Origin of the sequence: Streptomyces glaucescens (assembly GCF_002154375.1) — a bacterium.
Lineage (GTDB): Bacteria > Actinomycetota > Actinomycetes > Streptomycetales > Streptomycetaceae > Streptomyces > Streptomyces glaucescens.
In genome coordinates this window covers 414-15,441 of the sequence record NZ_MUND01000203.1, presented here as the reverse complement: position 1 = coordinate 15,441, position 15,028 = coordinate 414, and the positions used below count along the sequence as shown (strand labels likewise).

Sequence of the window (15,028 nt, the reverse complement as noted above, 5' to 3'; positions counted from 1 at the left end):
GGCCCTGCGCCGCTCGGCCCGGAACCGCGCCGCCCCGGTCGTGTCCCCGAGCCCGAAGGCGACCGCGAAGGCCTGGGCCATGACAGCGTCGAGCGGGTCGGAGCTCTCGTAGCGCACCGGGGTCAGGGGCAGCAGGACACCGCCGGGCTCGGGCTCCGGGCGCCGCCGGGGGCGCGTCAGGAGGGCGACCCGCCGCTCGTCACGCAGCAGCCACGAGCTCGTCGCGTTCTCCCGCCGCAACTCCCAGGAGCAGCCGGGCAGTCGGACCTCCACACGTCGCTTGGACTTGCGTCGCCTCATCGTGAGGCGCAGCTCCGCCGCGGCGTCACCGACGGTCAGGCGCAAGCCGTGGGACGGATCGCCGTCAGCGCGGTGGAAGCCGTACGGCGCCCGTATCCGGACGGCCGGGGCGTCCGGGCCCCACACGTCCACCCGCACCAGGTTCCGGTCGACGGCGACGGCGATGGGTCCCGCGGGCCCGGGTGCCAGCCGGCGCGCGATCCACAGCGGTACGCCCTCGGCGCGGGCCCGGTCCGTCAGGGCGGCCACCTGCTCCGGCCCGCCGCAGTGCCGTACCGCCAACTCCCCCAGCGCGTGGGCGAACTCCGCGGCTCGTCGCACCTTCATCGGCTTGGTGGTGCCGGTGAGGCGGGTCACCGGGACGAGCCCGGGTCCGGCGGCCAGATGCCCCAGCGGACGTTCCGTCCCGCCGCCTCCGAGCCAGTGGCCGCGCTGGAAGGCCTCGGCCATGGCCGCGAGGTTCAGCTCGTGCAACGGCGTGTTCCTGCCGCCTCTGCGCAGCCCGCCCTCGGTCAGCTCGACCGTTCGCGCCAGCGGGTTCCACGACCGCTCGGCATAGAGCACCTGGCTCACCACAACCCCCGAAGTACGCGTTGGACAAGGCCGACTCGCACTCAGAGAGTGAAATGGGCGCTTCGGCGGTTCCCGGCGGCCGGTGGACGAACAGCCGCCTTGTCCCAGCCGTCGCGGCTACTGATCAACGCCACCGAGACTTCGGTACAGGGCGGCCAGGGCAGCGCACACCCCTACGGCGCCCCCGAACGTGGTTCCGGCGCGCTGGAGAACCTCGGGCCAGCTGGCTCCCGTGGACCGCGTACTCCATGCGGCGACCAGGGCGACCAGGGCGGACGACACCACCACCAAACTGGTCACCAACAAGCAGAGCACCCTCTTGTTACCCATCTTCACCCCTCTACCGCTCGGCTACTCGCTCCTTTGAGGGCCCTTCATCCGATGGAGACACGACTGGAATTCAGACAGAATATCCAATTGCAAGTCAAAAACTGCGATTAACCACAAATAGTTCCGACCTTTTTGCGCGGCCGGCCGGCGGACCGTGCCCGGTCCCATACCTTTCAGGTCGTGCGCCGGCACCCGCCCTTGCTCGGCGCGCGCCCCGAACGCGACCCGCGTACCACCCGCGACACGGGCGACCGCGGCGTCCGCTTCCCAATCCGCGAGCAGCCCGCCGGGGCCCGGCCCGAACACGCTTCACCGGAAGAGCCGTTCACGGACCCACGCGGGGTCGGGGCCGACGTGAGACCGGCCCGCGACGACGACGGTCGGCACGGTCTCGTCGCCCTCGTCGGCCGACCTCACCACGGCCGCTCCGGCCGGGTCCTGCCAGATGTCGGCCCAGCGCAACGGGCGGGCGTCGCGCCCCGGCCGGGCCCGGCCCGGAGGCAGTAGGTGCGGCCCGGCCGCCGGAAGACGACAGGCCTGCCGCCGACCGCGCTACGACGATGCGCGTCCAGCGCGCCGATGGACCCGGGGAACGTCAGAGGCAAGTCCAGCCCACGAACAGCGTGAACGCCGACAGGAGCGCCGTTTCTGCGCCGGGACTCCCCCGGAGGATCAGCGTCGCCGCGACGACGGAGCCGCACACCACCAGCGACATGAGCAAGATCCAGGCGCGCGCCCTGAAGGCGAAGGCCACCGACGGGACAGCCGGAAGTTGCGGTAGGGGCCTGGTGTGACGGAGGGGCGAGCGGATACCGTCGCGGGCAGCGCATCGCAGGACGGGACTCGTGTGCTCGGCCCGGCCCGTACGCCCCGGACCCGTTCGCATCGGCTGGTTCGACTCGGCCGGTCCCATCCGGCCGGAGCCCGCCCCGCGTTCCTCCGCCCCCGGCCGCTCACGACCGGCGAGGCCGGCGGAGTCGCGGCCCGACCGCGCTGTGATCCAAGGAAGCGCAACCGCCCCGCAAGCGTCCTCGCTCCTGGAGCCGACATGTTACGACGCCACTGGACCTGTCCCCTTGCCCTCGTCTTCCTGCTGACCCTGCTCGCCCCGCTGCCGCCCTTCGCCGCGGCGGCTGCTCCCGCCACCACGTCGCAGACCACCGCGTCCCGGGCGGCAGCGGCGGACACGACGTCGACGGTGCCCCTGCCGTCGCTCAGCGCGACCACCACACAGGTCGCCTACGGGCTGAGGCGCCCCACCGCGCTCGCCGCCCCCGACGACGGCACCGGCCGCCTGTTCATCACCGAGAAGCCCGGCACCGTCCGCGTCTACCACCCGGACACCGGTCTCGCCCGGACCCCTCTGATCGACATCACCTCGGCCATCGACGAGTCGGGCAACGAGCGCGGTCTGCTCGGCATCGCCCTGCCGCCCGACTTCGCCGAGAGCCAGGACGTCTACCTGGCCTACACCGCCCTGCCCGACGGCGCGGTCACGCTCGCCCGCTACCGGCTCGACGAGTCGCGGCTTGAGGTCCTGCTCGCGCAGGAGCACGCGGAGTACAGCAACCACAACGGCGGTCAGCTCGCCTTCGGCCCCGACGGCCACCTGTACTGGAGCATCGGCGACGGCGGCGGCTCCGCGGACCCGCTGCGCGCCGGGCAGCGACTGGACACCCTGCTGGGCAAGGTCCTCCGCATCGACGTCGGCCGCACCTGCGGCGCGCTCGCCTACTGCGTCCCCGCGGACAACCCGTTCGTCGGCACCGCGGGCGCGCGCCCGGAGATCTGGCTGTACGGGCTCCGCAACCCGTGGCGGTTCTCCTTCGACAGCGCCGACGGCTCGATGTGGATCGGCGACGTCGGCCAGGGCCGCTGGGAGGAGGTCGACCATCTCGCGCCGGGGCAGGGCGGTGCGAACCTGGGCTGGTCCTGCTACGAGGGCCTGGAGAGGTTCGAGGGCGGCACCTGCCCGCCCGGCGAGGAGTACACGAAGCCGGTCTTCACCTACTCCCCCTACACCGGCGGCTGTTCCGTCATCGGCGGCCATGTCTACCGGGGCTCGGAGTACGCCGGCCTGGTGGGCGGCACGTACATCGCCACCGACTACTGCTCGTCCACGGTGTGGGCGCTCCGGCCCGACGGCAGGGGCGGCTACGAACAGGCCGAGATCGGGGAGATGCCCACACAGGTCACGTCGATCGGCACGACGGCCGAGGGCGAGTTCTACGTGGTGAACGACCTGCCCGGCGGACTTCACCGGGTCTCGTTCGAACGGGAGGAGCCCACCTGCCGCGTCGACCGCACCGTACGCTCCTGGGGCACCGGGACGACGGTCGACCTCACCGTCACCAACACCGGAAGCACCGCCGTGACCGGCTGGACCCTCGAATTCCCGCTGGCTCTCGGCCAGACGGTCGTCTCCGACTGGAACACGGACCTCACCCAGGGGAGCAACACCGTCACGGCGACCAACGCCCCGTACAACGCCACCATCCCGCCCGGCGCGAGCATCACCCTCGGATACGTCGCCAACCACACCGGTGACGCCTCCGCGCCGCCCCGGTTCATGCTGAACGGCGACGCCTGCGCCGTCGGTCGCTGAGCCACCGCCCCACCGGAACGGGGAGCGCGCCCACGGCTCGTGGGAGCGCTCCCGCCTCCATGCCGCAGGGATCAGCAGGTCGCCGCCCGTCTCACCCGTGATCGCGGCGACCACACCGGTGCCGAGGCCGGCCGCGACACCGGCGGCGAGCTGCGCCCCCAGCGCCGGCGCGAGCGCCCACTCCGTGCCGTTGTGGCTGATCAGCGGGCGCCCTGCGGTTCTCCGGTCCGGCAGGGACAGGCGGCAGAGGTGATCCGGTCACCCCACGGTGGCCGAGCAGCGGGCGGCCGGCTCGAAGCCGGGCCGTCCCTCTCGGCGAGAACGGGGTACCCCGTGGTGCCGCGCGGCTCGTCGGCCCGGGTGACGCTTCCGTACCCTGGCGGCATGCGCATGCGCCCCACTCTGAGCTGGACGCCCACCGAGGACCTGCCCCCGGGCAGCACGGATCCGGAGCCCGTCGCCGATGCGCTGCGCAGCGGCGGTGTGCTGGTGCTGAGCGGGGCGGGCATCTCCACGGAGTCGGGCATCCCCGACTACCGGGGCGAGGGCGGGAGCCTGAGCCGGCACACGCCGATGACCTACCAGGAGTTCACCGCCAGCCTCCGGGCCCGGCGCCGCTACTGGGCGCGCAGCCACCTCGGCTGGCGCACCTTCGGGCGCGCCCGCCCCAACGCCGGGCACCGCGCGGTGGCCATGTTCGGGCGGCACGGCCTGCTGTCGGGTGTCATCACCCAGAACGTCGACGGCCTGCACCAGTCCGCCGGCAGCGAGGGTGTCGTGGAACTGCACGGAAGCCTGTCCCGGGTCGTCTGCCTGTCCTGCGGTACCGTGAGCCCCCGCCGCGAGCTGGCCAGGCGGCTGGAGGCGGCCAATCCCGGCTTCGCGCCGGTGGCCGCGGGGATCAATCCGGACGGTGACGCCGACCTCACGGACGAGCAGGTCGGGGACTTCCGTGTGGTGCCCTGCGCGGTCTGCGGCGGCGTCCTCAAGCCGGACGTGGTGTTCTTCGGCGAAGCCGTTCCGCCGCCGCGGGTCGAGCACTGCCGCGAGCTGGTCCGCGGGGCGACCTCGCTGCTGGTCCTCGGCTCCTCGCTGACGGTGATGTCCGGGCTCCGGTTCGTCCGCCAGGCGGCCCAAGCCGGAAAGCCGGTAGTGATCGTCAACCGGGACCCGACACGCGGCGACCGGCACGCCCTGACCAGGGTGGCGCTTCCGTTGGGACCGGCCCTCACGGCCGTGGCCGGCCGACTGGGCATTCCCGTCGACGACCGGCCGGCGGCCGGCTGAGGGCGTTCGGTCTTCGCCGGGCGCCCGTGCGAGTCCCGCGTGCGTGTCCTCGTGTACTCCATACTCGTCTGCTCGTCTACTGTCTACTAGAGGGATCGACTCAGACCGATCGGCATTAGGCGTCCGGGAGGTGGGTCCGGCACCAGCGGGCATGGGTCCGCGTGATCATTGAGCAGTTCGTCGGGATGACGCGGTCTGATTAGCCCCGCCCGAGTCTCGGCAACGTTGGTCAGGACCTCGCCATGCACAGACTTAGACGGTGTCTCACGTAGCGATCCCATAGGTGCTGAGGGCGGGCCCAGGTGTCAGGACGGCCAGCTGAGCCGGCCGTCCACGATGGCCGGAAGAGACGCGGGCATCCCGTCGGTGACCCAGGCGAACTCCAGGGCCGCAAGCGTGGCTCCGCGGTCCGTCCATACGAGGATCTCGCCGACGTAGGTGCCGGACGGGTCATGGACGTGCGCTTCGACGGGCACGAGCTCTGCCCGCAGTGCCGCATGCTCGCACGGTTCCCGGACCCGCAGGTCAACGCTCACGGAATCGGGCCCCCAGACGGCGGTCACCTCGGTGCGGTCCAGCTGATTCCGCAGCTGTGACGCGCCGACGAACTCCACCGACAGGATGTGTTCGAGCACTGCGCGCTCGTCGGCGTTCAGCGGGCGCGGGTCGATGGAAAGAGGAGCCATGCGCCCATTCTGAGGTGGCGGAGTGATCAGCTCAACGCCTCCACCGGCCGTCGTCGAGGTGGTTGGCAGCGGCATCATGCTCGTTCATGGGTGGGGATCCGTCGCAGCGGCTCGTGCCGGATGATCTATGGGCCATGGTCGAGCCGGTATTGCCGTCTTTCCGCTCGCGCCCGCAGGGCGGTGGCATCCCGCCGATCGACCAACGCGCTGTGTTCACGGCCATCGTGTACGTGCTGACCAGCGAGTGCGCATGGCGGTATCTGCCACCCACGTTCGGAGTGTCACCGGCGACGGCTCACCGGAGGTTCTCCGTCTGGACCGCCTCTGGAGTGTGGCGTCGACTGCACCGCGTAGTCCTGGACGAGACCGGAGCCCGTGGCGAACTCGACTGGAGTTCCGTGACCGCCGATGCCGCCTCGGTGCGCGCGAAAAAGGGGGGTCCGCTGACAGGGCCGAATCCGGCCGACCGAGGCAAAGCGGGCAGCGAACTACATGTTCTGACCGACACACAGGGGCTGCCCGTGGTCGTTGGGGTGTCCGCCGCAAACGTCAACGACGTCCAAGCGCTTCGCCCACTCATCCTCGGAATCCCGGCCGTCCGCTCACGCCGCGGCCCTCGTCGGCGACGTCCCGACAAGGTTCGCGCCGACAAGGCGTACCACTCGGCCGGCTACCTGGCGTGGCTGCGCGAACGCCACATCACTCCACGGATCGCCCGGCCGGGCGTGGAGTCCTCCGAACGCCTTGGAAGACGCTGCTGGAAGATCGAGAGATCGATCTCCTGGCTCTTCGGATACCGCCGCCTGACCGTCCGCTACGGACGAAAGGGCAGCCTCTTCCTCGCCTTCCTCGGGCTCGCCGCAGTCATGGCCTGCTACAAGAAGCTCGTCAAAGTCGCCACGCGAGACACCGTCTTAGCGAGGGGCAGGACGGTGAGGCGTGGGGACAGCCCCCGTATCAACCCGGGCGTCAGCGGGATGGGCGACTGGTGCGGCGGCCCGGCACTCTGGGGCAGGAACGGCACAGGCAACAGAAACAGGAGCAATCGGTGAATGCAGGTGCACGGGCCGCAGCACTGTGGGCGGGGATTTGCGCGGTGGCGGTATCAGGGGTCTTTTTCCCGGCGGCCGCGGCGGAGCGGGCGTCGGCCTCGCCGCCCGCCGGCCTTGAGGAGGCCATCGAGCAGACGGTCGCGGACGGATTCCCGGGTGTCGTGGCATATGCCAGGCACGGAGAGCGGGAGTCACGGATGGCGGCCGGGCTCGCGGACACGGCGAGCGGTGAGCGAGCCCGGCCGGACCAGCGGTTCCGGATTGCCAGTAACACCAAGTCATTTGTGTCGACGGTGCTTCTGCAGCTGGAAGGCGAAGGACGGCTTTCGCTCGACGACAGCGTGGAGAAATGGCTGCCCGGCGTGGTCCAGGGAAACGGCAACGCCGGCAGGGCCATCACCATCCGGCAACTGCTCAACCACACCGCGGGCATCTACGACCCCACCACCGAGCCGGAGTTCTTCGCTCCCTATCTGGAGCGCCACGAATGGGGCCACGTCTACACCCCTCGGGAGGTGATCGCCCGCGCCGTCCGGCACAAGCCGCTATTCGCGCCCGGCGGCGGCTGGTCGTACTCCAACACCAACTACCTGCTCGCCGGTCTGGTGATCGAGGCAGTCACACGTCACAGCGCGCCCTCCGAAATTCATCGGCGGATTCTCGCCCCGCTCGGCCTGAAGGACACCTCCTTCCCGCTGACCGACCCGGCGATTCACGGCCCTCATCTGCACGGTTACGACCTCACGGGTCGCGATGTGACCCGATTCAGCCCGTCCTACGACTGGACCGCCGGCGCCGTGATCTCCACGGTCAGCGACCTGGCCCGTTTCCACCGGGCCCTGTTCACCGGCAAGCTGCTGCGCCCCGCCCAGCAGCGCGAACTCCTGACCACGGTGCAGTTCCCCGACGCGCCGGCGTACGGACTCGGCGTGCAGCGCATGGACGTGCCATGCGGCTCGGAGCCGGACGCCAAGCCGATCAGTGCCTGGGGGACCGACGGCGGCGGACCCGGCTTCACCAGCGTGTCCCTCACCACCGCCGACAGTGAGCGACAGCTGGTCCTCGCCGTCAATGTCTACGACCTCGGCGCGGACCTGAGGGGTGAGCCGCCCGTCCCGCGAAGCATGGGGCTGATGAAGGCGCAGATGGCAGCCCTGTGCGACTGATGCGGCGTCATGTCATCGCGGGTGACGTCGCACCGTGCGCGGCGCAGGACCCGCCAGGAAGCGGGACGCGATGACCGCCCACTCAGTGATCACGAAGGACGGCCGTGCCCGCAGTGCCATCTTGCCTGCTCGAACCCCTCGGGGACCAGTTCGCCGCATTCCTGCCTGCCCGGGGAGAGTTCGTCGCGGACCATCCGCTGGGCTGTCACCGCCGCCGGATCGCCGACCGGACGGTCTTCGAGCACATCATGCTCGCACTGGTCCACGGCTCCGGCTACGAACGCATCTCCACAGCCGGGTGCTCCGACCGGACGATCCGACGTCGCGTCGAGGAGTGGGCCGGGCTGGGGATATTCGAGAAGGTGCACGCCTTGGCGCTTGAGGCGTACGACCGGATGATCGGCCTCGGACTGGGCGAGATCTCGGTGGCCGGCTGTATCACCAAGGCCCCGTCCGGCGACGACAAGGCGGGGCGCTCCCCGGTCGACCGGGGCAAGCAGGGACTGAAACGCGTCGCCTCCGACGCCTGCGGTGTCCCGCTGGGGATCGTCTCCGACAGAGCCAACCGGCACGACTCGCCCTTGCTCGGACCCACCCTGGAAGCTGCCAAGGAGCAGGTCGGCCCGCTGCCGGACGCCGTCAACGTCAGCCTCGACGGCGGCTACGACATCGCCAAGTCCCGTGCGCTGATAGCAGAGTTGGGGTTCACGGCCGAGATCGCCCGCAAGGGAGTGCCGGCCCCTGCTCCAGGCAGGCAAGCGCTGGGTGGTCGAGCGCACGCACTCGTGGATGAACGACTACGGCAAGCTCCGGCGCTGCACCGAGAGGAACGGCGAGGTCGTGGACCCCTACCTCTACCTCGCCGCCGCTCTCGTCACGCTCCGCATGCTCATCCGCCGAGCAACGAGCCGCTACCGCTGGCACAGCCGCCCCACCAGCCGGCGCCTCAAATGATCCATTTGCCGGTCGGTCTCAGTCACGGCAACGGTCGCCGCCCGGCCCGCGGTCCCGGTCGCAGCCGCGGTCACGGGGTCGCTAGCTGTTGATGCGGTCCCGGGTCTGGGCGTAGACCGTCGCGTCGGTGAGCAGGGCGGAGTGGCCGAGGCAGGCGGTCTGGGTGTTGACCGCACCGGACACGGAGACGGAGCTGTCCGGGTTGATCACCGCGTCGCACGGCGACCACCAGGTCGCGTAGCGGGAGGAACCCGGTGTCCCGTCGCCGGAGTTGAGGGCGGTCAGGAAGCGGGAGCCGATGCGCATCTCGGTACAGGAGGTGTCGAAGCAGCTGTTGGCGCTGTCGGTCCCGTGGTTCGGACCGCCCAGCGACACCCAGGCGTCGACCTTGGACGTCCCGCCGAGGTTCTTCAGGTAGTGGCGCGAGGACAGCCCGCCCATGGAGTGGCTGACGATGTCGACCCGGGTGGCGCCGGTCGCCGCGAGCAGGCGGTCGATCTCGGCGGACAACTGCTGGGCGGTCGTGGCGTTGGACTGGCGCCAGTCGTAGCTCCACCGGGACAGGTGGGTGGCCGGCCAGCCGTCGGCCATGAAGCGGTCGGCCATGGTGTTCCAGTTGCTGCCGTCGCCGCTGTAGCCGTGGACGAAGAGGATGGGGTGGCTGGTGGCGCGGAATGCGGCGGCGCCGGAAGCGTGGGCGGGGCCCGACGTCTGCAGGGCGAGCAGGGCGCCGGCTGTCGCGGCGGCCGCGGACACGAGGGATCTGTTCATGGAAGGCCTCACGAAGTGCGGTTCGGGTGGCGCTCGATGGCGCTCTGACGAGACTGCGCGGGCGTTTCCCGGATTGCGGGAGCCGTTCTGCGGGCGCGCGGAGGCCGGCCGTGGAGCCGGGCCACCGCAGCGGAGGAGAGGGGGCGTCGAGGGTGGCGTGAGCCTACTGGCCGGTATCCACCGGTGGTCAAGAGGTGTGCACGGGGCTTCCTGACCGCTGCGGTCGCGGAATGGCCGGTGGGCGCGGCGCGTTCGCAGTGGCGCGGGTCGCCGCCAGGCGACCGTGCCCAGCGGAAAGGAACGCCCTGTCGTGACGACCGACCAGCGCACCATCACCAACCCCGCCACCCTGCACGACCCCACCCCCTTCGGTTACAGCCACGCCGTCTCGGCCCCGGGCGAACTCGTTTTCATCGCCGGCCAGTACGCCTCCGACGCGGACACCGGAGCACCTGTGCCCGGCGACTTCGCCGCACAGGTCGAGCTGTCGCTCGCCAACCTGGGACGTGCCCTCGCGGGTGTCGGGCTCAGCTTCGAGCACGTGGTCCGGCTCGGCTCATTCGTCGTCGACCACGATCCCGGCAAACTGGAGATCCTCGGCAAGGCGCTCCACACGGTGTTCGGCGAGCGGCTTCCGGCGCAGACGCTGAGCGGGGTGGCCGCTCTCGCGCTGCCCGGCATGCTGTTCGAGATCGACGCGGTGGCCGTACGCCCCGCCGGGTGACCGCTCGCGGGACGTGGGGCCGGCCGCGCGCGCCGTCCGCCGGGTCGGTGCTGCCGGCGGCCCCTTGATCGGGACCGGGGGCTGTCCGGAGCACGCGGGCGTCCCTGGGCGCTGTCTCAGGGGGCGCGACCGCGCGCGGCCCGCTCCCGGTCGCCCCTCACCCGGCCCGGGCATTGTCGTCATCGACGATCTCGGCGTCCACCACCTCGTCGTCGCCTCCACCGGTCGTGCCACCCGCGGACGCCCCGGCACCACCCGTCGGCTGCTCGGTCCGGGACTTCTCGTACAGGGCCGTGCCGATCTTCTGCGCGGCCTGCGCGGCACGGTCGACCGCCTGCCGGATCGCCGCCGTGTCCTCTCCCTTCAGCTCCTCCTTCAGGTCGGCGAGCGCCGTGTCCGTCTCGCTCCGGGCGTCGGCCGGAATCCTGTCGGCGTTGTCCTTGAGCAGCTTCTCGGTCGAGTAGACGAGCTGCTCGCCCTGGTTGCGGGTCTCCGCCGCCTCGCGCCGCCGACGGTCCTCCTCGGCATGCCGCTCGGCCTCGCGGACCATGCGGTCGATGTCGTCCTTGGGCAGGGCGGAGCCGCCGGTCACCGTCATCTTCTGTTCCTTGCCGGTGCCCAGGTCCTTGGCGGAGACGTGCATGATGCCGTTGGCGTCGATGTCGAACGCCACCTCGATCTGCGGCACCCCGCGCGGCGCCGGGGCGATGCCGGTCAGCTCGAACATGCCGAGCTTCTTGTTGTACGCCGCGATCTCCCGCTCGCCCTGGTAGACCTGCACGGTCACCGAGGGCTGGTTGTCCTCTGCGGTGGTGAAGATCTCCGAACGCCGGGTGGGGATCGTGGTGTTGCGCTCGATCAGCTTGGTCATGATGCCGCCCTTGGTCTCGATGCCGAGGGACAGCGGGGTGACGTCCAGCAGCAGGACGTCCTTGACCTCGCCCTTCATCACACCGGCCTGGAGCGAGGCACCGATGGCGACGACCTCGTCCGGGTTCACGCCCTTGTGCGGCTCCTTGCCCGTCAGCTCCTTCACCAGCTCGGTGACGGCCGGCATCCGGGTCGAGCCGCCGACGAGGACGACATGGTCGATGTCGGAGACCTTGATCCCGGCGTCCTCGATCGCGCTGTGGAACGGGCCCTTGCAGCGCTCCAGCAGATCGGCGGTGAGCTGCTGGAACTGGGCGCGCGTCAGCTTCTCCTCCAGGTGCAGCGGTCCCTCGGCGGAGGCGGTGACGTAGGGCAGGTTGATGGTGGTCTCGGACGAGCTGGACAGCTCGATCTTCGCCTTCTCCGCCGCCTCCCGCAGTCGTTGCACGGCCATCTTGTCCCTGGCCAGATCGACGCCGTAGTTGTTCTTGAACTGCTTGACCAGGTGGTCCACGATCCGCTGGTCCCAGTCGTCACCGCCCAGCCGGGTGTCACCGTTGGTGGCCTTCACCTCGATGACACCCTCGCCCAGCTCCAGGAGCGACACGTCGAAGGTGCCGCCGCCCAGGTCGAAGACGAGGACTGTCTGGTCGTTCTCCTTGTCCAGCCCGTACGCGAGCGCCGCCGCCGTCGGCTCGTTGATGATCCGCAGGACGTTCAGGCCCGCGATCTCACCGGCCTCCTTGGTGGCCTGCCGCTGCGTGTCGTCGAAGTACGCCGGCACGGTGATCACGGCGTCCGTGACCTCCTCGCCCAGATACTGCTCCGCGTCCCGCTTCAGCTTCTGCAGCACGCGCGCGGAGATCTCCTGCGCGGTGTACCGCTTGCCGTCGATGTCACCGTGGTCCGGGAACCGCCAGGCGTGGTCGTCCATGTGCCGCTTGACCGAACGGGCGGTGCGCTCGACGTTGGTCACCGCTTGGCGCTTGGCCACCTCGCCGACGAGCACCTCGCCGTTCTTGGCGAAGGCCACGACCGACGGCGTGGTCCGGGCTCCCTCCGTGTTGGTGATGACGGTGGGCTCGCCGCCCTCCAGGACCGAGACCACCGAGTTCGTCGTACCGAGATCTATTCCTACCGGCCGTGCCATCTGTGCTCTCCCTCCTCGTCCTCACCGTGCCGGTTCCCACCGGACGGGGCCCGCGCGGAGCGGCGGATCGGGACGGGCGGGCCCGAGCCCACGACGTATCTCCGCACGGGCCGCGCGGAGGGGGTGGCGGGTCTCCGCTCGTTCTTCCTCAACCCGGAGCCTGCATCCCGGCCGCCTCCTCGACCGCTGCGAGCTGTGGTGCCTCGGAAGCCGCCTGCCCATGGTTCTGAAGTAAGACTTGAGCCGAGCCTTGTCAAGGCTCGGCTCGGTGGCCGCGTGAGCCACTACGCCGCCTTGTACCGGCCCTCGGTGCTCAGAACGGCGCGCAGCCGGTCGAGGCGGTCAAGGCCCTCCCAGGTGTCGCGGTCCGGCGGGCCGGGAGCGCGACGTCCGGAACTCCAGGCCCAGACACTGGCGGCGGCGCCGGCGACGAACGGGACGAGCAGCCACAGCAGGACACCCACGGGTTGCACCTCCTTCGATGTGGCGGGACGGACGGTTCCTCAGGCCGTGAGCTGCTTCGGGCCGCCCCCGGAGATGGCGATCTTGCGGGGCTTGGCGTGTGCGGCCAACGGGATGCGCAGGGTGAGAACACCGTTGTCGTAAGTCGCCTCGGCGGCCTCGGTGTCCAGGGTGTCGGACATCGTCAGGCGGCGGGTGAACCGGCCGGTGGGCCGCTCGGCGAGCAGCGGCCGGGCCTGGGCCGGGATCGGGGAGGGACGCTCGGCACTCAGGGTCAGCGTGTCACGCTCCACGGTCAGTTCGATGCTGGAGCGGTCCATGCCAGGCAGGTCGAACTCGACGTAGACGGCCTCATCGTCGCGCCAGGCGTCCGCCGGAATGACGGTGCCGGCCGGGGCGGCGGCCCGCGCGAGCTGATGCGTGAGCCGATCGAGATCGCCCGAAGCGCCGGTGCGCGCAAGCATTCCCACTTCTCCCTTCACTCGAACGAAGACTGCTACTCGGTATAGCCGAGCCACAGAATGATTGACAACTGTGGACTGGATGAAGTTGACGCCATGAGGCTCAATCCGCGCACCTGATCGCCGCCCAACCACGGAAATCCGAGCGCCAACCGCCCTGCCGCCCGGATGGGCCGGGAGCGCACGCGAGTCGTTCGAACAATGTGATCGCCAACAGTCGAGAAGAAAGTTGAGTCCGAAGGTGTCAACTTCCAGGAGAGGTGGTATATCAGATATGGAGCGTTGGAGCGGAGACGACGCCAAGGAGGGATGAAGATGCTGATGCGTACGGATCCCTTCCGCGAGCTGGACCGGCTCGTCGATCGGGTCTGGGGCACGGCCGCGCACCCGGCCGGCATGCCGATGGATGCCTGGTGCGAGGGTGACACGTTCTTCGTGGAGCTGGATCTGCCGGGCGTCGACCCGGAGTCCGTCGACCTCGACGTCGAACGCAACGTCCTGACGGTGAGGGCCGAACGCAAGCCGACGTACGGCGACGACACCGACACGGTGATCACCGAACGGCCCGCGGGGACGTTCAGCCGCCAGCTGTTCCTCGGCGACACCCTCGACACCGAGCGGATCGAAGCCGCCTACGAGGCGGGCGTGCTGAAGCTGCGGATCCCGGTCGCCGAGCAGGCGAAGCCCCGCAGGATCGCCATCAGCGGCGGCAGCGACCGCAGGGAACTCGGCGGCTGACCGGACGGTCCGCACCGCTTTCCCCTCGCAGGTCGTTCCGGCAGGGCCCAGGCGGCGGCAGCCTGGGCCCTCGCCCTGTTCACTGGGGCTTGGTGGCGATCTGGATCAGGTTCCCGCAGGTGTCGTCGAAGACCGCGGTGGTGACGGGGCCCATCTCCAGGGGCTCCTGGGTGAAGCGGACACCCAGGGCGCGCAGGCGCTCGTACTCCGCCTTCACGTCGTCCACGGCGAACTGCGCGAGCGGGATGCCGTCCTGCACCAGCGCGTCACGGTAGACCCCGACGGCGGGATGGCCGGCCGGTTCGAGGAGGAGTTCGGTGCCGTCGGGCTCCTCGGGCGAGACGACGGTCAGCCAGCGGTCCTTCTCGCCCATGGGGACGTCGTACTTCTTCACGAAGCCGAGGATCTCGGTGTAGAACCGCTCGGCCTTGGCCTGGTCGTCGACGAAGACGCTGGTCAGATGGATCTTCATGGTGTGGGCTCTTCCGGTCCGGGGGTGTCGGGCGTGGGCCATCTCTCGGTGATCTGCCGCAGCGGGGCCGCATTCAGGTCGTGGAACTTGTAGCGACCCTCGCGCCTGGTCTCCACGAGCCCGGCGGCCTCCAGCACGGCGAGATGCTGCGAGACCCCCTGGCGCGAGATGTCGAGCCGGTGCTTCATGCTCAGCCGCGCGCAGATCTCGAACAGTGTCTGTCCGGACTTCTCCGCGAGCTCGTCGAGGATCGTGCGCCGCGTGGGATCGGCCAAGGCTTTGAAGAGGTCGTCGGCCACGACTCCACAATAGGCAAGTGCACACTTGCCTATCAAGTGGAGACGCGATGCGTGGTCCGCCCGGACGCGGAGCGCTAGGGGGTGTCGTCAAACGCCGCCGTCGTCCGCAGGACGGCCCTGCGGCGTCC

The 15,028-nt window shown here is 70.3% G+C and carries 13 protein-coding genes and 3 pseudogenes; 7 read left to right on the top strand and 9 right to left on the bottom strand.

The features are described 5' to 3' along the window. Together CCN42_RS15265 and CCN42_RS15255 are read right to left on the bottom strand one after the other, a co-directional pair. Positions 1 to 873 (bottom strand): hypothetical protein (locus CCN42_RS15265; protein ID WP_086736181.1); only part of this gene is annotated, 873 nt, incomplete at its 3' end. A 639-nt stretch (positions 874 to 1,512) separates the two neighbouring features. After that, positions 1,513 to 1,918: pseudogene (locus CCN42_RS15255) on the bottom strand (thioredoxin domain-containing protein). 333 nt (positions 1,919 to 2,251) lie between these two features. On the opposite strand from CCN42_RS15255, the gene CCN42_RS15250 reads away from it, so the two are divergent. Together CCN42_RS15250 and CCN42_RS15245 are read left to right on the top strand one after the other, a co-directional pair. After that, complete coding sequence (locus tag CCN42_RS15250; RefSeq protein ID WP_086736171.1) at positions 2,252 to 3,808, top strand: PQQ-dependent sugar dehydrogenase; 1,557 nt, start codon at positions 2,252 to 2,254, stop codon at positions 3,806 to 3,808. Between the two features lie 384 nt (positions 3,809 to 4,192). Then, positions 4,193 to 5,095, top strand: a complete 903-nt coding sequence (locus CCN42_RS15245) for an NAD-dependent protein deacetylase (protein WP_086736169.1) — start codon at positions 4,193 to 4,195, stop codon at positions 5,093 to 5,095. A 305-nt stretch (positions 5,096 to 5,400) separates the two neighbouring features. Here CCN42_RS15245 and CCN42_RS15240 read toward each other — a convergent pair whose 3' ends face one another. Next, the gene (locus tag CCN42_RS15240) at positions 5,401 to 5,781 is read right to left on the bottom strand and encodes a hypothetical protein (protein WP_086736167.1); all 381 of its coding nucleotides are present in this window, start codon (positions 5,779 to 5,781) and stop codon (positions 5,401 to 5,403) included. Positions 5,782 to 5,867: 86 nt separating this feature from the next. Between CCN42_RS15240 and CCN42_RS15235 the strand changes: the two are divergent. From CCN42_RS15235 to CCN42_RS15225, 3 genes and pseudogenes are all read left to right on the top strand, one after another. Beyond that, a pseudogene (locus tag CCN42_RS15235) lies at positions 5,868 to 6,668 on the top strand (IS5 family transposase); the annotation flags it as partial. Positions 6,669 to 6,769: 101 nt separating this feature from the next. Further along, entirely contained in the window at positions 6,770 to 7,999 is a 1,230-nt protein-coding gene (locus tag CCN42_RS15230; protein WP_245877290.1) for a serine hydrolase domain-containing protein, read from the top strand. A 104-nt stretch (positions 8,000 to 8,103) separates the two neighbouring features. Continuing rightward, positions 8,104 to 8,953 (top strand): annotated as a pseudogene (locus CCN42_RS15225) (IS5 family transposase). A gap of 81 nt (positions 8,954 to 9,034) precedes the next feature. Here the strand turns inward: CCN42_RS15225 and CCN42_RS15220 are convergent. Beyond that, on the bottom strand, positions 9,035 to 9,724 hold the full coding sequence (locus CCN42_RS15220; RefSeq protein WP_086736164.1) for an esterase/lipase family protein: 690 nt from the start codon (positions 9,722 to 9,724) through the stop codon (positions 9,035 to 9,037). Between the two features lie 310 nt (positions 9,725 to 10,034). On the opposite strand from CCN42_RS15220, the gene CCN42_RS15215 reads away from it, so the two are divergent. Beyond that, positions 10,035 to 10,448 (top strand): RidA family protein, encoded by a 414-nt coding sequence (locus CCN42_RS15215; RefSeq protein ID WP_086736162.1) that lies wholly within the window; start codon positions 10,035 to 10,037, stop codon positions 10,446 to 10,448. 157 nt (positions 10,449 to 10,605) lie between these two features. Here CCN42_RS15215 and dnaK read toward each other — a convergent pair whose 3' ends face one another. The 3 genes from dnaK to CCN42_RS15200 form a co-directional block, all read right to left on the bottom strand. Continuing rightward, positions 10,606 to 12,468, bottom strand: a complete 1,863-nt coding sequence (dnaK, locus tag CCN42_RS15210) for a molecular chaperone DnaK (RefSeq protein WP_086736160.1) — start codon at positions 12,466 to 12,468, stop codon at positions 10,606 to 10,608. Positions 12,469 to 12,752: 284 nt separating this feature from the next. Further along, positions 12,753 to 12,932 carry a hypothetical protein gene (locus tag CCN42_RS15205; RefSeq protein ID WP_086736159.1) on the bottom strand — a complete coding sequence of 60 codons (180 nt, stop codon included), beginning with the start codon at positions 12,930 to 12,932 and terminating at the stop codon, positions 12,753 to 12,755. 39 nt (positions 12,933 to 12,971) lie between these two features. Beyond that, positions 12,972 to 13,394, bottom strand: a complete 423-nt coding sequence (locus CCN42_RS15200; protein WP_086736157.1) for an Hsp20/alpha crystallin family protein — start codon at positions 13,392 to 13,394, stop codon at positions 12,972 to 12,974. A gap of 312 nt (positions 13,395 to 13,706) precedes the next feature. Here CCN42_RS15200 and CCN42_RS15195 point away from each other — a divergent pair, with 312 nt between their 5' ends. Beyond that, positions 13,707 to 14,129, top strand: coding sequence for an Hsp20/alpha crystallin family protein (locus CCN42_RS15195; protein WP_086736177.1), 423 nt, complete (start codon positions 13,707 to 13,709; stop codon positions 14,127 to 14,129). Between the two features lie 79 nt (positions 14,130 to 14,208). On the opposite strand, the gene CCN42_RS15190 is transcribed toward CCN42_RS15195, so the two are convergent. Beyond that, a complete protein-coding gene (locus CCN42_RS15190) occupies positions 14,209 to 14,601 on the bottom strand; it encodes a VOC family protein (protein WP_086736156.1) in 393 nt (130 codons plus the stop codon). Then, on the bottom strand, positions 14,598 to 14,900 hold the full coding sequence (locus tag CCN42_RS15185) for an ArsR/SmtB family transcription factor (RefSeq protein ID WP_086736154.1): 303 nt from the start codon (positions 14,898 to 14,900) through the stop codon (positions 14,598 to 14,600). The genes CCN42_RS15190 and CCN42_RS15185 overlap by 4 nt, the downstream gene beginning before the upstream one ends. Between the last annotated feature and the right edge of the window lie 128 nt (positions 14,901 to 15,028).